This is a genomic window from Kordia aestuariivivens, assembly GCF_014397005.1.
In the GTDB taxonomy this organism is placed as follows: domain Bacteria; phylum Bacteroidota; class Bacteroidia; order Flavobacteriales; family Flavobacteriaceae; genus Kordia; species Kordia aestuariivivens.
In genome coordinates this window covers 250,428-267,933 of record NZ_JACGWS010000003.1, presented here as the reverse complement: position 1 = coordinate 267,933, position 17,506 = coordinate 250,428, and the positions used below count along the sequence as shown (strand labels likewise).

The window sequence follows — 17,506 nt, the reverse complement described above, 5'->3', positions numbered from 1 at the left end:
ATGAATCAATTCGATCAATATAACGCAATGATGTCACTAGAGCAAGCTCTTGTGCCTACTGCTGGCTTGGTTGATAGTCGAACAGAAGCGGACAATTTGCGCTTGTTAGTAGATATTGCTTCGTTGTTTAATTTTTATGATCGTACAAATACCATCAACGGGAATTGGTCACCTTTTTTACTAAAAGACCCTGTATTCTTAGTGGCTTCAATTGCTAAAACATCGTTTCAAAAAGCATATTCGCTATTCATTAATACTTGCTTGCAATTAGAAGTTGCTTTAAACAAAAAGACCAATGATACCTTTATTTCAAATGCGTTTAATCAACTGTTTGATCAACTTACCTTTATTTTTAAAACGATTGAGCGATGGACGTATTACATGCAACAATCTAGTTTAGAATACAATCTTAAAACGTATATCATTCAACAAGTAAAAGAGAAACAGAGTGCATTACTTTGGGCACTTTTGGCTTTAAAAAATGATCTTACGACCAATGATATTATTCCAAATATTAGACCTGTAGACACTTTTGCTTATGAAAATTATGATAAAAAAATATGGAAAGAAAGCAAAGGAAAAAGACCATATTGGGAACTCTTAAATCTAAAGTATTCCCCACAAACTGATTATGTATATTACTTTTTTAAAGATTTCATAGCGCTTATTAAAAAGATAGAAACACTACTAAATGGTTCATTTTCAGAAATATTAAAAGAAATTTTTACAATTGCTGAAGACGCTTATACTGCTTTAGTAAAAGCCATAGACATCTTTTTTTCTGTATCCGAATCGCTGGTTAAAAAAGTAACTGAATTTATAGAAGAAATTGCTGGTTTTGTACACCAAGTAATTCACAAAATTAGAGATGAGTTAGAAGTAAAACTTGAAAGCATTAAAGATGAAGATACTTCTGAAACCATAGATGCTATTTTATCTGAATTTGACGCCTTACAAGACACCATCAAAGAGATTGATGACGAGCATTCCTATGAAGATTTAAAAGGAATCGTCATTAAAATTTTAAAGGCTATAAAAGCGATTGTCATCAAAATTACAGTCATGCTTTTAAAATTTGGAACCTCAATCTTTGATATTATTAAAGAAATTTTTAAAGCTATAGCTAATACCTTCAAAAAGATTGGTGAAGAATTATACGCCAAACTAAATGAACTCCTAAAACATATTTTAGAGAAACAAGTCCGACAAGATATTTACAACGGCATCAAAGGAACAGGGAAAACAGTGTTTGCTTTTTACAGCAATTGTATTTCGTATGCAGAAACAGAATTGGAATCGGTACAAAACGTTCCAGGACATTTTCCAGATACTATTTTGCTGAGAACGTTTACGAGCTTACTGAAAATTTACCAGACGCAACTAAATTCATTATCAGAAAAGCATTTAAACTTTTATTATGGTGATATTTTAAAGCAACTTCCAAATAGTGTTTCACCAGATACTGTATTTGCTTGTAGCGATTTGGCAAAAAAAACAGCCACATTTCAACTTCCAAAAAGTACTGTATTTACGGCTGGTTTAGATGCTAACAAACAAGCAATTCTATTTGAAACAACGAGCAAAGTTTCGCTAAATCCTGCAAAAATTGCAAACGCTTATACACTTGCTATCGGGAATGCTGATAAAAAAATGTATTTGCAAGAATTACCGCCAGTTACGGCAGTAAAAAAAGATGAATCAGGGAATATTCAACAATGGAAAACTTTCGGTTCTGAAAATACGCCGATAGGTACTAAGGAAGATTTGGCAATTGCTTTTGCATCGCCATTGTTTTTTCTCGCGGAAGCGAAAACAAGAACGATCAAATTAACGTTTACGCTATCCGATTCAAATACTTCAGATCTTTCTACTGATAACACCACTTGTTATTTAAGTACAGCAAAAGCTTGGTTTCCGATTCTCAAAAAAAACAGCCCAATTACGCAAGATGGAAGTACCGTAACACTTACCATTACCCTGTGCCAAACCGATCCTGCAATTACAGCATTTACAAAAAATCCTGATGGATATACAAGCGATTGGCCACTCCTGAAATTAGTTTTTTCAAACAATCAAAATCTACAAAATCCAACAGAAATTGAAACGTTGAACATTGATGTTGACGTGAAAGAATTGCAAAACTTTGCGTTGTATAATGATTTTGGACTATTGAATGCTAAAAAACCGTTTCAACCACTTGGTCCAACTCCAACTGTTGATCAAAGTTTTATGATTGGTAGTGCGGAAATATTCAGTAAGCCTACAAATAGTATAACCATAACAATGAATTGGAATCCATTTCCTGCTGATTTTAATTTTGCAGTTTACTATAAAGAATACAATGATTTTTTAAATGATGTATATTCAAAAGAACCTAAAGACCTTGTCGCTGCTAGAGAATTGCTTGAAAAAGTTCTCGACTTAGAGAACTCATTTTTTAATAAAATAACAGAAACACAAGAAGCACTTTTTAAATCACTATTTGATACTACAAAAACAGATGCAAGTAAATTAATTACGGAAGCAGATAGTAAACTCAAAAAGGCAATTGAAGCCCAGAACGAGGCATTAGTGAAGGAAATTGATCCTAAAAACGCAACTATTAAAAAAGTGATTACTTTACATAACATCTTGCTTTCCTATATAATTACAGAAGAAGCAACACTTTTAAAAGAAGTTGGTACTGATGGAAATTTAGATGCTAAAAAAATTACGGAAACAGAACAAGTTGTTTTATCTAAGATTATTTCTACCAAAAATTCAATAATTCTACAATTAACCGCTGCTGAAAGTAGTTTGTCAAAAGCTCCACCTCTGAAGACTAAATCTGTATTCAAAAATGCAATCGATTCAATTTTTAATCGTCATACTACGACTCCTACGACACTATTGGAAGATGATACTTCTGGTGACACTACGGAATTTCAGTTTTCCAATGACTCTTTCGAAGTCAATTTTAAATGGTTACAAAACGGATTATGGGAAGAATTTTACACGAATCAAGAACCTGAAGAGGTATTAATTTCGTCTGAATCTAAACTAAATCTTTTTTTCCCTACGGAACCGACAGGTATAGAAATTCCAGATACGCGAGCCTTTACATTTCCGGGTTTGAACGTAAATATTATAGAAGTTGATCCAGCACTACAAAAAACTCCTTTAACACTTACTGATAAAAGTAGTACTGGTTTTTTAAAGATGCAGTTAGTTACACCTGATGATGGTTTTGGCTTGAATCTGTATCCAAAAATAATAGGCGCCATTGCGCTGTTTAACGCCAGGTTAATTATGGAAAAAAGCAGTGAAAGTTTGGTAAATCCGCCAAATTTACCATTCATTCCAACAGTGAGTTTGTTTTCGGGAGATTACAATGCTTCTATAAACTATGATTTCTCAACTAATGACGAAACGTATCCGTTGGAATGTTTTTACTATACACCATTTTTAAATTATAAAGTATTCGATACGGTTGATGGAATTAGCACTAAAAATACAACGATTGGAAGTTCTCCAGCAAGAGATGATAGCGGAATTATTACGCCGTTAACAGCCTTGCCATTAGTGGCAACTTTTGTCTCAAACGGACAATTGTTTTTAGAACTAGCAGATGTAATTGCGCCTGCAAAAGTCAGTTTCTATTTTGAATTGGCGCGTACGTATACAGAACAAGCAGTTACAACAAACAGCGTAAGTTATTCCTATTTGAGTACGGATGGCTGGAAAGCACTGACATCAATAGCAGATGGAACAAATGGTTTTACCTGTTCGGGAATTATTACGATCAATATTCCTAAAGACATTACAAACGATCATGAAACCATGACTGGAACCAATTTTTGGATTGCTATGGGCACAGAAACAAGTCCTGATAATTTTCCTCAAACTTCCTTTTTAAAAACGAACGGAATTACGCTGCAACGCATTGTTTCTTCCAATGATTTTTCAACCGTTACGCCACAAATTATAGCGGATACAATTACGAGTCCGGAAACGGCAATTCCTGAAATTTCGGCAACGATACAACCGTTTGCTTCTTTTGGCGGAAAAGCCGCAGAAACAAATCAGCAAATGAATTCGCGAGTGAGTACACGTTTAAAAACGAAAGATCGTTTGGTAACGGCAGAAGATTATTTTAATGTGATTCGATTGGAATTTCCAGAAGTATACTATTCAAAAACTATGTATACAGCAAAAAAAGCCAGTACGTATGTCATCAAAAGAGTTTCAGATGCTACAGAAACCAATGCTTTTGTGCCACTATTAAGCGAATGCAAGGAATTGGAAATTCAGAATTATATCAAAGAACGGATTTCCCCTTTTGTGAAGGTTTCTGTTGGGAATTTTAAACTCAATTACGTCCTAATTATAGCAGACATTCAACTCCAAAGTGATGAAGATGTAACAACAGTTACCAAAGAAATCAACAATGCAATCAATATCTATTTAGCGCCTTGGATTACAAGTGCGCAATCACAAATTACAGTTGACACAGGATTGAACACAGCGCAATTAGCTTCGTTTATCAACAGTTACGACAGTGTTTTAGAAGTGAATAGCATTTCAATCCAAATTGTTACTGAAAATTTTAATCCAAAAGAAATCAAACCAGAAGACGGCAAGCAAGAAATATCACAAGAAGACGGAATGATTCTCGTTCCATCCTTGAATAATATCACAGAGAATAGTTTTATAAACTACCATTTATGACACAGGAAAACCACATCGTAGACGCACAACTTCCTTTGGAGCTCGATTTTAAATCGCTCAAAGCGGAAGGGCTTGCCTATATCCAAAAGCATAGTAGTACGGAATGGTCAAACTTAAATCCGAGTGATCCTGGTGTAACTATTTTGGAGCAATTGTGCTATGCGTTTACCGAACTTGGGTATTGTGCAAATTTCTCGATGAAAGATATTTTGACACAGAAAAATGGCGACTTAACGATGGAGAATCAGTTTTATGAGCCACAAAATATTTTAACAACGTCACCTATTACAATTGAAGATTATACTAAATATATCATTGATCAAATTGAGAGTGTAAAAAATGTCATCATTTCCCCAATTCCTGTGAATTTTCCATTCATGAATGGTGTATACAAAGTGTATCTATTGATTGACCCAACATACGACGATCCGACAGTAACGGATTCGCCAACAACAGAAACTTTCTATGTATTAAATAGTGCTCGAAACGTAGGAGAATTGTTTTTAATGCCGCAACTATTATCGCCTAAAACATATACCATTTCTGGAGATTTAAAATTGAAATCAGGATACGATATCAATACAATGTTAACGGAAATGATTCAGACCATTAACCAATACATTTTTCCTGATGTTACAGAAACTGGGTATGATAAGTTGAAGGCAGAAGGCGAAACGACCAATGAAATTTTTAACGGTCCAACATTGCAAAACGGCTGGATTCCATCTGAAAGTATTCAACCAAAAAAAGATACGATTCAACCTTTTGAAATTACAAAACTCATTCAGGATATTGAAGGTGTACAATCCATTTCAAAAATTGCTTTTACCTATAATGAACAACCAGCGACATCTGCAATTTGTGACGAAAATGAAATTTTGACTTTTGATTTTTCAACATCATTTTCATCAGGTAAAAATACCGAAAACCTTCAAATAAGCACGCAAGGAAAACCATTAAATGCAACACTCAACACGTCATTAATTGACGAATTGGCTAACATGCAACAATCGAGTGCACAAATCAACGAAGTAGCAGCTGTACAAGTAGCACCAACACTTCCGACAGGAAAATTTAGAGACATTACAAGTTACTATTCTATTCAAAATACATTTCCAGAAGCATACGCTGTTGGACTCAACGCGGTGAATGACAATACGCCTGATTTTCAAGTAGCACAATCGCGACAACTAAAAGGATATTTGAGTTTATTTGATCAACTATTGAGCAATCAATTTGCACAATTGGCAAACATTGACAAGCTATTTTCTTTCAAAAATGCAATCACAGGAGCACCCGCAGATTTGGAGCATTACAACAATATAAAAACACCTCAAGAAAAAGCAACTCCTAAATATCCTGCACCGTTTGAAGTGTTTTCACCGACGTATTTTTATCAATCATTATATACAAGTGTTCCAAATGTTGAACCGCTATTGCGGAATAATCAAATATTCAATTTTGGTCCAATCTCACAATCAGAAACTGCTTTAGCACATGAAAATTGGTTGCAATATCAAGATGATCCATACAACTCATACATGTACGGATTGTTAGTATTTACAGAAAAAGACACGGTAAATCTGCAACGCAGAAACGAATTACTCGATCACTTATTAGCACGTCATGGCGAATCGCCTTTAGTAATTGACACGCTTATTTATGGTACAGTATATTCGGGCGATGTGTTAAAAGATGCTATCATTATTAAAAGTGTGTATTTGCAAAATTTAGGCATTTTATCATACAATCGAACAAAAGCGTATAACAGCATAGGCGCAAAAAAATTACAGAACAGCGCCGTACAAATTACACCTGAACTCCTAGAGGAATTATCAAAAAGAGAAATCCCACAGACAGCAAGCGAAAGAGCTGATGAATTACAATACATTTCAAGTCATACTGCGGAAGAAGTTGAAAATTATCTGAATGTAAAAAGCACCAAAAAAGAGCTGCAAAACATCCTAACGCATACGTATAAAAACAATGGTGTATTTAACATCGCACTGGTAAATGAGAAGCAAAAAATTACAAAACAAGATTGCCTTGATTATGCAACACTTTCGTTGAAACTAAGTTTGTTGTTGACATTACGACCTTTCTATATCAATTTCATACAAGAAAGTGTAGATCCTGAAGCTTATCTTGATGAAAATGATGAAGTACCAAATCCATTTCCATCAGATGAAGTGTGTTCACAAATTGAAGTTGCTTTGTGGATGATTATGGAACGTAAAGGCATGATTTCTATAGAAACAAATCTGCTATTGCAATCGGGAAGTTTTGAAGTATTGATTCAAGAAGGAACTTCACCATTTTCATATTATCGTATAAACACGATGATAAATTATGCGGATTTTATCACATTATCAATGCAATTGGATAGCATGACAACGCAAGACATGCAAACATACTTGCATAGTATCAATGCCGATTATACACTTGAAGGAATTGACAGTAGTACGGTAACAGACGCAACTTTTACAGCTATTGAAAATACAATGTACGCTTGGACAGCAAGTGTAACCTGGGACAACCAAAACTCATTATACATTACAGATTCACTATTTGAAAATACATTATTATGGATTTTTCCAGATTTCATTAAGGATTTTAGCACATCAACATGGCAACAACGTCTCTCCTATTTCATGGAATGTCAATTGCCTATTGAGTTGCAAGCAAATCCTTTGTATGCGACAGTGGAAAATATGCAAACATTAATTCCATTATATGTGAGTTGGTTTAACGCCAATATTTACAATGCAACAACTGAATCTTATGATACCACTTTAGCCACTTCTAGTGCGGGAAGCATTATTACACTATTAAAAGAACTTAAAACAACGCCACCAGAATCAAATGCATAGTCAAGGAGCACATATCGTCACACGTTGTCAATGGAATACATCTTTCGATTCCAAAAACTTGGCGTATCAATTACAGACGGATATTAGTTCGTGGAGTTCCTATAAAATGAAACGAATTATCAATCGTGTGTTTGATAGTATTTGTCCTGAAGGTCAGACGCTTAAGATTAGCACATTGAGTATTGATTTGGGTGCAATTACATACGAAAACATGCTGAGCGAACTTCCTTTACGTTTGGAAGAAGCACTTCGGAATGCCTTGTATGACCTGATTATGTATCCAAAAAGTGGTGATAAAACTTTGGAAATTGTCAATGAACATGTAGCACAAATTAATGTGCTGCGCAATTTTCTTTTACAAGGAATGATGCCGTGGAATTATCAAGAAACATACGGAACGGCGCATCAAATTATGCGTTCGCAATTGACAAACAATCGATTGGACGTTATCCAAATGATTCAAGAAATTGGAAAACAAGAAAATGTTCGCAAACGTATTGCTTGGCAGTTTAATGATACGATTATCAAAAAAATTATTGCAGGATTAGAGCCAAATAATCATCAACAAATTATTAGTTTTTCGGATGAATTTGTAAAAGTTCAAGAAAGAGAAACCATTGTGCAAACCAGCACCAATGATCTTAAGAAAAATATTTGGTTGTGGATTTTAAACTATCTATTTACAGACAGAGGAACCATTTTTAATAAAGTAGCTTTTGTTCGAAATACAGTGGAACAAATGGCAAACCATTTCAATTTATCGTACGACGCGATGCTTGAATTGATTGAAGCTGCTATTGATCGCGCAAGTGAATATTCGCAGATAAATAAAGGTTTTATCGCAATTTTAAAATTATTATCAGAAGAATTACATCGCAAATCATTTACAAAAGTAAAAACAGTAAAACAAAAAGAAAACTTCTGGCTAAAAGTAGCAGATTATTTTAATCAACCTTCCAAAAGAAGCACAAATATTCAGAGGAATGAGTTTAATGAATTGGTGATTAATTTATCAAAATTAGACGCTGCACGTTTTCAAAAAATCGTGTTGAATGTAGAGCAAAAACCAACTACTTGGAAAACAATTTTAAAGGATTTAATTCCAGCTTCGATTGAAAACTTATTTGTAGCATTATCGCCTTCACAATCGAAAAATGTGCTAGCGCAGATTGCCTTTTTATCAAAACTAAATACCGCAACTTCCTTAAAAGTGGATCAACTTGATTTGTATACATTCGGAATTGAGTTTTGCATTGAAAACCAACATACTTCGGTTTCTAAAGATGCTTTCTTGACCTATACCATACAAAAATTAGCGAAGCAACAACAACAAACAAAGCTTACTATTTTAGATCATTTTGTCACTTCTAATGTTACAAACACAGCTAAGAAAACAACGTTTATTTCCTTGTTTAAGGAATTAAACACACTATATCAAAACGAAATTTCAGTTGCAAAAACATTTCGTTCAGAAGAAACATTACAACGAATTATCACACAATATATCGTTGAAATTCAGCAACATAAAACACATACGAACGAATTTAAAACACTCGAAAAAACAATTCAGCAATGGATTTCGGCTTCGCCAATAAAATTCTGGAATCACATTAATCGCATTCAGAAAACATCGAATGTTACCATTCATATTACCGCATTAATTGCTGCGTACGGAACACAACGATTCCTCAAAAAAGTACAACCCGAAATTGTTTCAATACTCGAAAAAGTACAGCAAATTATTGACGAACTTATTACTAAAAACGCAAGAAAAGCAACAGCATTACGCGCCATCAAACGTAGCTTACTCGAAAAAGGTTTTGAAATTGTATGGCAACATGAAAAATTGAGTTCGGCGAACTTCTTTGCGGAATTATTGCAGACATTGAAACAAGCTTCAACGGCTTCAAAAGTTGCAAATACAGACATTGAAGAAGCGATTCAATTGTTATTGAAATACCCAAAAACCAAAACACTTGCTTGGTCATCTCAGGAGTTTGAAGCAATTCAGAAACAGCATAAAATTCAAGTACATCAAACACCGTTAGCCAACATTTTAGAAATCATACAACAACCAAATCAGGAAGCCATCGTTGCACAACATATTTCGAAATTAGTGCACGCTAAGAAAGTAAATACTTCCGAATTTAAAGCACAGGAAAACAGCTTGATTTCCTATGTCCTTTCAAATGGAATTCAACTTCGTGAACGCTTGATTTCAAGGTTTTCGCAACAAGTTTCAGCAACAAAAACGTCGTTTACAACAGCGCAAATTAAAACGATTTTAAACGATTGTTTCTGGCAATTGTTTGTGTTGTACGAAAGCTATCGCGGAAACGAACGCAAGTTTACTGTATTGTTTGAAGAAACTGTTATGGAAACATTTCCAACAGTAAAAAAAGCTTTGGAAAAAACGAATCTAAAAAAGACCGCAAATGCTGATAAGAGCACAACATTAGCAACACCTTATAAAGTTTCAATTACAGCATTGTTTGAAGCGTTAAGAGACAATTTGAAAACGGAAAATTCGAGTTTTGAAATTGAGAAAACTACGTACACATACAAACAATTATTTGTGGTTGGTTTGGAAACATCGCCAACAGAAATTAGAATTATGATTGGTGAAACGGTTCAAACAAAAAAACAACTCGCATTACTTCGTGAAGCCATTTCTTTTGAAGAATTTATTGTCTTAATAGCGAGCGATTTATCAAGTGCGCAACAAGCCGTTTTTAAAGCAATTCATGTTGTATTTGCACTTGCAAAACAACTTGGAAATGCGCAAATACTGGCTACGTTGCAGCGTATTTTCTGGAAGCAAACAATTGCTATCATTCAAGCTAAAAATACCGCTTCAAAAGTATTAGAAATGCTTGTCAATACAACATTTGATACACTTTCAGACATTGAAACATTAGATCAAATTACCATTGTAAAACACATTCAAAATAGTGGATTGAAGATTCCAGAAATTTTGAAAAAAATCTTAATCAAAAGACATCGAATTTTCGAATTGGTTTCGGGAGAAGTACAAACAGCAACACTTTCGGAAGCGATCAAAAATTGTATCGAACACGGAAAAATTGAATTGTTAAGCGAATACCTCATCACACATTATGAAATTCCAGCGTGGTTTCAACATAAGGAATCTATAGATTATCAAAGTATTGTAGACGAACTTTTAATACAACAACCGTTAATCATTTTAAAAACGATTCGCGATCAACGCGTTTCAGCAATACAACTTTCGAAGTTTTCACAAACGATTCGCTTTGCGACATTGATTACAGCATTGACAAAATTATATCCAACACAACAAAAACAACTTTCGGATGTACAGAAACTTTATGAACATATTGCGTTGATTTCCATGACTGGAATTTCCACTAAAAGTTTACAAGAAATCTTAGTCAAAAAAGTACTAACCGCTTGGCGAACGTCCAATTGGAAATTGATTGCAAGTACAACTATTTGGAACGAGTTTTTATGGGAAACCTGCGGTAAAAAAGGCGTGACAGCACCTAACTTTTTTAAAGCAATGAATACAATCAAAACCGCATTGCCAGCATCATTATTAGTGAGTTATAAAAGTGTGTTGCCACATGTAGAAACATCGGTACGCATCCCAAAAACGATTGAATATAAAAACACTAAAAAACCTGTTATGAGTACAGAAACGAAAAAAATAGTAACCGAAGGAATTTCGGTTCCAAATGCTGGTTTGGTATTGCTCAACAGTTACTTTTTGATGCTTCTAGAACGTTTGGGAATTGTGTCAGACAAAGCTTTTAAAACAGATGACGATCCGTTGAAAGCGGTACATTATCTTCAGTATATCGTTACTGGATTGACACAAACCGACGAATCTTTATTAGTGTTAAACAAAGTGCTTTGTGGGCTTTCGCCAGATGCACCTGTGAGAGATCGCATTGAAATGACGGAAGACGAGAAAAAATTGATTGACGGATTGATTCAGGCAGCTATTGGGTATTGGACCGCTATTGGAGATACCTCTATCAACGGATTTCGAGGAAATTGGTTGGTACGAGAAGGAATTTTGAGAGAAACCGAAGAGCGTTGGGAGTTGACCGTAGAAAAAAGAGCGTATGATATATTATTGATAAAATCACCTTTTTCATTTTCAATCATAAAATTACCGTGGATGCAAAAACCATTACACGTAACCTGGGCATATTAACCTTTAAAATACGAATACCATGAACCTATATAAAAAACCATCTAAAATAGATAGCAGTTAAATCGGAATTATACCATTTGACATATAGAATAACCTGTAAAACGGTTAAAAATTAATTAATTAACTAAAAAAATCAAATTTATGAGTTCTTACAATGACAATCTAAATTCGAGTGTCAATTCATCGTTGAGTGCACAAGAATTAGAGTTACAAAATGTAGAAGCACAACGGGAAGCATCCATGTTTTCGCTCTACTATGCACAAGGTGCACGAATTACAACTGCAGAAGAGTTAGAAATAACCACTGCAAGATATGCTTTTGAGAAGAAAGTACATGAACAAGCTATCATTGATAGTGATGTGTCAACCAATGTACTTACCTCTGCAAACAATGCAAAAGATTATACAGCAAAGTCTGTAACGAATACTTCCGTTGCTGCGGCAAATGTTCAAATTGCGGCAAATGCTATTTTAAAGCTAGCCAGCGATACAGGAAGTATTTTTAGCATTATCAATGCGGCTGATTTTGATACTGATATCTATGCGCAAAGCAACAAAGCAAATGTGTTGATGAATGATACTGCCTATGCAGCAGAGCAAGCTTCGCAGCACAGTATGGAAGCTTCCGCTTCTATTGCAGAAGTTACCACAACGAATCTAGCTGATAAGGCTACGGTAACGGATACTTCTATAAAAGATTTATTAGCTGTGGTTACAAAACAATTTGATGATACAACGGCATTATTAGCTACGCAAAGTGCAGAATTAGCAACCGCTAATACGGTAGAAAAACAAGCAGAAGGCGTATTAGAAGATTATAGTGTTGGGTATGAAGCTACTTATGCCGCATACAAATTAAGCAATGACGAGCTCAACTTAGATCTTACAGTAACTACACCTAAAATGGTTGGAGATCATGATAGTTATACGGTTTCATTTGATCCTTATGTAAGTGCTTTTCAGGAGGAAAATGCTGATGGAACTCCAAAAGAAACCAACAACCCAGTTGAGAGCTACAACATTATGCTCGTAGAAAATAGCAAAAGTCCTACGTTTAGTATGAATGATGCAGAAGGCATTATAGCGGGAGCTTTTACAGATCGCTATGTTCCATTGAGTGATAGTAATATAACTACAATAACAGACAAAGACGGTAAGGAAATAAAAAAAATCATAAAGAAAATTTATGCTTCAGGTACGGATAATACTCCTGTTTTAAAAGATTCAGAAGGAAAGCCTTTAGAGTTAGGAAAAGAGTACACCATATTTGTCCTTACAGTATTTACAATAGCGTATAAGAAAATCATCAATACTTTTGACGATTATTTATCGGCGCCATCCAAAATGTTTATGCTGCAAAATCAATTGAATTCAGCAAATGTAAATACAATTCTACCGCAAACGGATAGTACAAGCGAAACAGATGCTAATACGAGTCCAAAATATCAAGTCATTAATTTTGGTGTCTTTGAAAAGCCTAGTTATACGGTAGCGTATCGATGTGTGTTTTTACCAAATAATCCAGACTTAGTCAGTGGATTACTTACAGTAGAAGAAATAGAAAGTATTGAAAATAATGTACAACAATTTGATAAAATTGAATACATCTATAATCTTGAAGTTTCTATGGTAAACGATCAAATACAAATTGTTACAGATCAGATTGCTAAGCTTCAAGCAACAATTGCTCAAGATAAGGTGAAATTAGAAAAGGCGAAAACGGATTCAGCTAAAAAAACATTAAACGACAATATTGCTGCAAATAACCTGGCAATAACTAGTAAACAAGAGCAGTTAACGACCTTTGAAGCGACATTGGTAACCTTAAATAACCTTAGAGATGCTGCCATTAAAAATATAAATATTAATGAGCACGTTCAACCAGGGTTTTTCTTTAATCTTACGACTGCTGAAAAAATTTCTGCCGGAAGTTATACACCTGCAACGTCAACAACAACTGATGATTCATTGAATATTCATATATCAAATAGTATTGATAAGATTGTAAAAGACATTGAGGCAATTGAAGCATTAAATCCTTCTGATGCTTCTGATACTGAAGAAAAAGCAACAGTACCAGTCATCACTAAGCCAAGTATTTCAGATAAACTGACCTCAGCAGAGATCAATAATATACAAGCTACTATTGGCAGCACAAGAGGAACTAGAAATACTGTTTTAAAAAATATACTAGCAGATTTGATAGCTGACACACTAGACGAAAAATTGAAAGACGCTGTAAATCAATTTTTAGAAGATTGTAATCAACTTATCATTGATTTACTACAAATACTTGAAGGCTACACCTATCATACGATGGAAGTTACCTTAGCAGCTGAAACTACAGATAACTTTGGAAATCGTTTAATTGCTAACAATATGTACATTCCTGCAATAATTTCAGTAACGGATAATGAGGATGAAACTGTAAATACACACTTTATCAATGCACTTTCTGACTTCAATCATACAGCAGAATTCCAGTATGTAGATCCGTATGCTGATACTAATAAAACAGTAGCATATCCAAAACAAACAACAACAAATTAATCCTAAAAATTATACATCATGAGTAGTAGACAAACCATATTAATACCAGCAGATCCTGCACCAGAAAAATACGGGATTACAGAAAAAAAGAAGCAAGAAATTGATTTCTTAACGCAACAAGTACAAAACGCGGAAAATGAAGTACAACAATACCAAGCTATTGTAACTTCATTAACCGAGAAATCAACAAAACTTGATGCAGAATTAGCAACCGCAGAAGCGAACAAAACACAAGCATTAAACAATAAAAACTCGGTTGATACCGTAGTAAACAATGCAAAAAGTTTATATGAAAGTTCTGAAACAACACATAAAGAATCTTCAAGTGCTGAAGACGACATAAAAGGTGTTGCTACCGAAGTAAATACAGTAATTAATAAACTTATTTATTCGGCAGAAGTCATCAATAAGCTATCAAACTTAGTCATTCGTAAAAAAGCAATCAATCCGCTAATTTCTGACGAATTAGTTTCAATGGTTTCAGAAGCATCTACGAATGCTAACAATGCTGTGGCATTAACTTTAGTAGCTTTAGAATCTGTGTTTGCATCACAAGCAACCACTATAGAATCTAAATCTGCAATGTCATTAGAGTTGTTACAAGCAAGAAAGCTGTATGAATTCATTATTGGTCGTAAAGTTACAGATCCTAAAGATGTAACCAATAAAACCTCACTTCTGTATTACTTAGATCAAGCGTATGACATTACAAGCAATATGTACGAAGAAACATTAGCTGCTTCGGATGATAATGCAGATCAGTTAAACGATGCCCAAGTATCATTGAGCAAATCAGAAGTAAAACTAAGCTCATTACAAGCCGGACTTGCCGCAGCAAATGCTGCAGCATTAGCATCGTAAATTTGAGTATATTACATGTGAAAATAACCTTAAAACAACATCATTATGGAGGACGTATTTAAAAAATTTTATAGAAGTTTTTATAATAGAACCAATGGCTTTATACCCACAAAACCATTGAATCAACATATGTATCCAGGAGATTTTTTCCAGATTAAAAACGGAGAACTCATTGTTTTAGGGAATATTTTTAGGAAAAATATAATAAATGCTGATGATGTAGTTTTTGAAAATGGCATAAAACTCAATCCTTCCAATTGGAATTTTAGCGAAGGTGTTACCAAACCCTATTCGGGAAGAGACACTGGACACAATCCTATTGAAGGCGATTTTGAGTTTAGTAAACAAGTATTAGCTTTTGACGGATTTGGAAGTTTCTTCTTTAAAAGTAGCGCTTCCGAATCTGTTAAATTTGCTAATTGGAGCGATTTTAAAGATGAGCTCATCATCAAAATGACGCAAGTATTATATTCGTTTAGAGAATTGTATATCGTTACCGAAAGTGCCACTGCCAAACATTGGACACTCGCCATTGCAGGTTCTGACAAAGCAGAATTGGAAATTGCAACCGAATCTGAAAATTTTGGATTGGTTGATATTTTTGGGGATGCAAGCGCCAAAACAATTCAAGCAAGAGAAATTGAATTTTATCATCGTGAAGAAAAAAAGAGACCTTCTTTCTTTAAAGCAAAAAAGTTGGTCGTTCAACAAGAAAAATTAGAAGTATTTATCAGTCAATTACTTAGTGATCGATCAAAAATACCTTCTTGGGCAAACAATTTCTATCAATATGATTTTTATCATGATGAGCTTTCATATTCAACGCCAATTACAACAAATGCACAAGCGTCCGTATTAGATATGTTGCAAGCCAATCAACTCAATCCAAATACAGCATTAGAGTATTTTTCTTGGGCAAATACAAACTTAGATGATGTAGAACGTCTATTCGGAAAATATGGAAACTAGCGAATACAATCTTTCTATTCATCAAGAAATTGATTGGTTGCAAAACGTCATCAATCAGGTAATCAGTAGTTATTTGCAGCATGAAGGCGTTGAGGCACATTGGACAGAACTTCCAATGCCTGATATAGAAGCAATAGATTCACCTTTTGCAAATACCATCAAAGAATGGAATTTAAACAATTTGGAACGACTTGCATTAATATTAGCTATTGCACCACATATTCGTCCGGAAGCATTGGATATTTTCTTCGGTCAGAATAAAATATATAACAGAGGTTTTACAGAATTTGGAGGTGTTATTGATAAAGGTCATAGCGGTTTTTTACCAACAGGACAAACCTTATTTTTTTTAATTACTGCGGTAAATCCTGAATGGCAAATTGAAGTACTTTCATATTTTAATAACGATCATATTTTTCAGAAAGAACAACTATTAAGTTTAGAATCGACAGAAAGTTATTTGCCAAAATTTAATGGTGTTTTAAGTATTAATCATCGATGGTTGCACTATTTTATGACAGGAGAAAAGCCAAAACTAGAACATAGTATTACGTTTCCTGCTCAAAAAATAACCACCAATTTAGAGTGGGACGATATGGTTCTCAATCCTGCCATTATGGATCAGGTAACCGAATTGAAAACATGGATCTTGCACAAAGATACTTTGTTAGACGATTGGGGATTATCCAAGCATTTAAAACCAGGATACAGAGCTTTATTTTACGGGCCGCCAGGTACAGGAAAAACCTTGACCGTTTCTTTATTGGGGAAAAATTTAGAGATGGATGTCTATCGGGTAGATTTATCTATGATCGTTTCCAAATACATTGGAGAAACCGAAAAAAACCTGTCGCGCATCTTTGATACTGCAGCACATCAAAACTGGATTCTATTTTTTGATGAAGCAGATGCCTTATTTGGGAAACGTACACAGGCAAATTCGTCAAATGACCGACATGCCAATCAGCAAACGGCATATTTATTACAACGCATTGAAGATTTTCCAGGAACCGTAATTCTTGCGTCTAATCTAAAAGCAAATATGGATCAAGCGTTTTCAAGACGTTTTCAAGCCATGATTAACTTTAAAATGCCAACAAAAGAAGAACGTTTAAAACTATGGGGAAAAGCATTTTCGGGTACGTGTACATTATCGCCTGAAATTGATTTGAACTCAATTGCAGAACATTATGAACTCGCAGGTGGTGCTATTATCAATGTGCTTCGTTATTGCGCGTTAGCGGCTATACAACGTGGTGATACTGTAGTAAACAAACAAGAATTACTCGTTGGAATTAGAAAAGAATTAAAAAAGGAAAACAAAACCATTACACAACCGTAAAAATGCGGA

General features: G+C 34.4%; 7 protein-coding genes. All 7 read left to right on the top strand.

Translation table 11 applies throughout. From position 1 onward, the window contains the following. Positions 1 to 4,707 carry a coiled-coil domain-containing protein gene (locus H2O64_RS06640; RefSeq protein ID WP_187561382.1) on the top strand — a complete coding sequence of 1,569 codons (4,707 nt, stop codon included), beginning with the start codon at positions 1 to 3 and terminating at the stop codon, positions 4,705 to 4,707. After that, complete coding sequence (locus H2O64_RS06635) at positions 4,704 to 7,577, top strand: hypothetical protein (RefSeq protein WP_187561381.1); 2,874 nt, start codon at positions 4,704 to 4,706, stop codon at positions 7,575 to 7,577. Before H2O64_RS06640 ends, H2O64_RS06635 begins: the two co-directional genes overlap by 4 nt. Beyond that, positions 7,570 to 11,775 (top strand): contractile injection system tape measure protein, encoded by a 4,206-nt coding sequence (locus H2O64_RS06630; RefSeq protein WP_187561380.1) that lies wholly within the window; start codon positions 7,570 to 7,572, stop codon positions 11,773 to 11,775. The genes H2O64_RS06635 and H2O64_RS06630 overlap by 8 nt, the downstream gene beginning before the upstream one ends. Positions 11,776 to 11,916: 141 nt before the next feature. Further along, a complete protein-coding gene (locus tag H2O64_RS06625) occupies positions 11,917 to 14,325 on the top strand; it encodes a hypothetical protein (protein WP_187561379.1) in 2,409 nt (802 codons plus the stop codon). Positions 14,326 to 14,343: 18 nt separating this feature from the next. Beyond that, the gene (locus H2O64_RS06620) at positions 14,344 to 15,186 is read left to right on the top strand and encodes a hypothetical protein (protein WP_187561378.1); all 843 of its coding nucleotides are present in this window, start codon (positions 14,344 to 14,346) and stop codon (positions 15,184 to 15,186) included. A 45-nt stretch (positions 15,187 to 15,231) separates the two neighbouring features. Then, the gene (locus H2O64_RS06615; protein WP_215907132.1) at positions 15,232 to 16,155 is read left to right on the top strand and encodes a hypothetical protein; all 924 of its coding nucleotides are present in this window, start codon (positions 15,232 to 15,234) and stop codon (positions 16,153 to 16,155) included. Then, positions 16,145 to 17,497, top strand: a complete 1,353-nt coding sequence (locus tag H2O64_RS06610) for an ATP-binding protein (RefSeq protein ID WP_187561377.1) — start codon at positions 16,145 to 16,147, stop codon at positions 17,495 to 17,497. The genes H2O64_RS06615 and H2O64_RS06610 overlap by 11 nt, the downstream gene beginning before the upstream one ends. Positions 17,498 to 17,506: the final 9 nt, after the last annotated feature.

Bases quoted from the DNA above. Each gene is read 5' to 3' on its own strand.
- H2O64_RS06630 (WP_187561380.1), top strand. From the start codon at position 7,570: ATGCATAGTCAAGGAGCACATATCGTCACACGTTGTCAATGGAATACA.
- H2O64_RS06635 (WP_187561381.1), top strand. From the start codon at position 4,704: ATGACACAGGAAAACCACATCGTAGACGCACAACTTCCTTTGGAGCTC.
- H2O64_RS06615 (WP_215907132.1), top strand. From the start codon at position 15,232: ATGGAGGACGTATTTAAAAAATTTTATAGAAGTTTTTATAATAGAACC.
- H2O64_RS06625 (WP_187561379.1), top strand. From the start codon at position 11,917: ATGAGTTCTTACAATGACAATCTAAATTCGAGTGTCAATTCATCGTTG.
- H2O64_RS06640 (WP_187561382.1), top strand. From the start codon at position 1: ATGAATCAATTCGATCAATATAACGCAATGATGTCACTAGAGCAAGCT.
- H2O64_RS06620 (WP_187561378.1), top strand. From the start codon at position 14,344: ATGAGTAGTAGACAAACCATATTAATACCAGCAGATCCTGCACCAGAA.
- H2O64_RS06610 (WP_187561377.1), top strand. From the start codon at position 16,145: ATGGAAACTAGCGAATACAATCTTTCTATTCATCAAGAAATTGATTGG.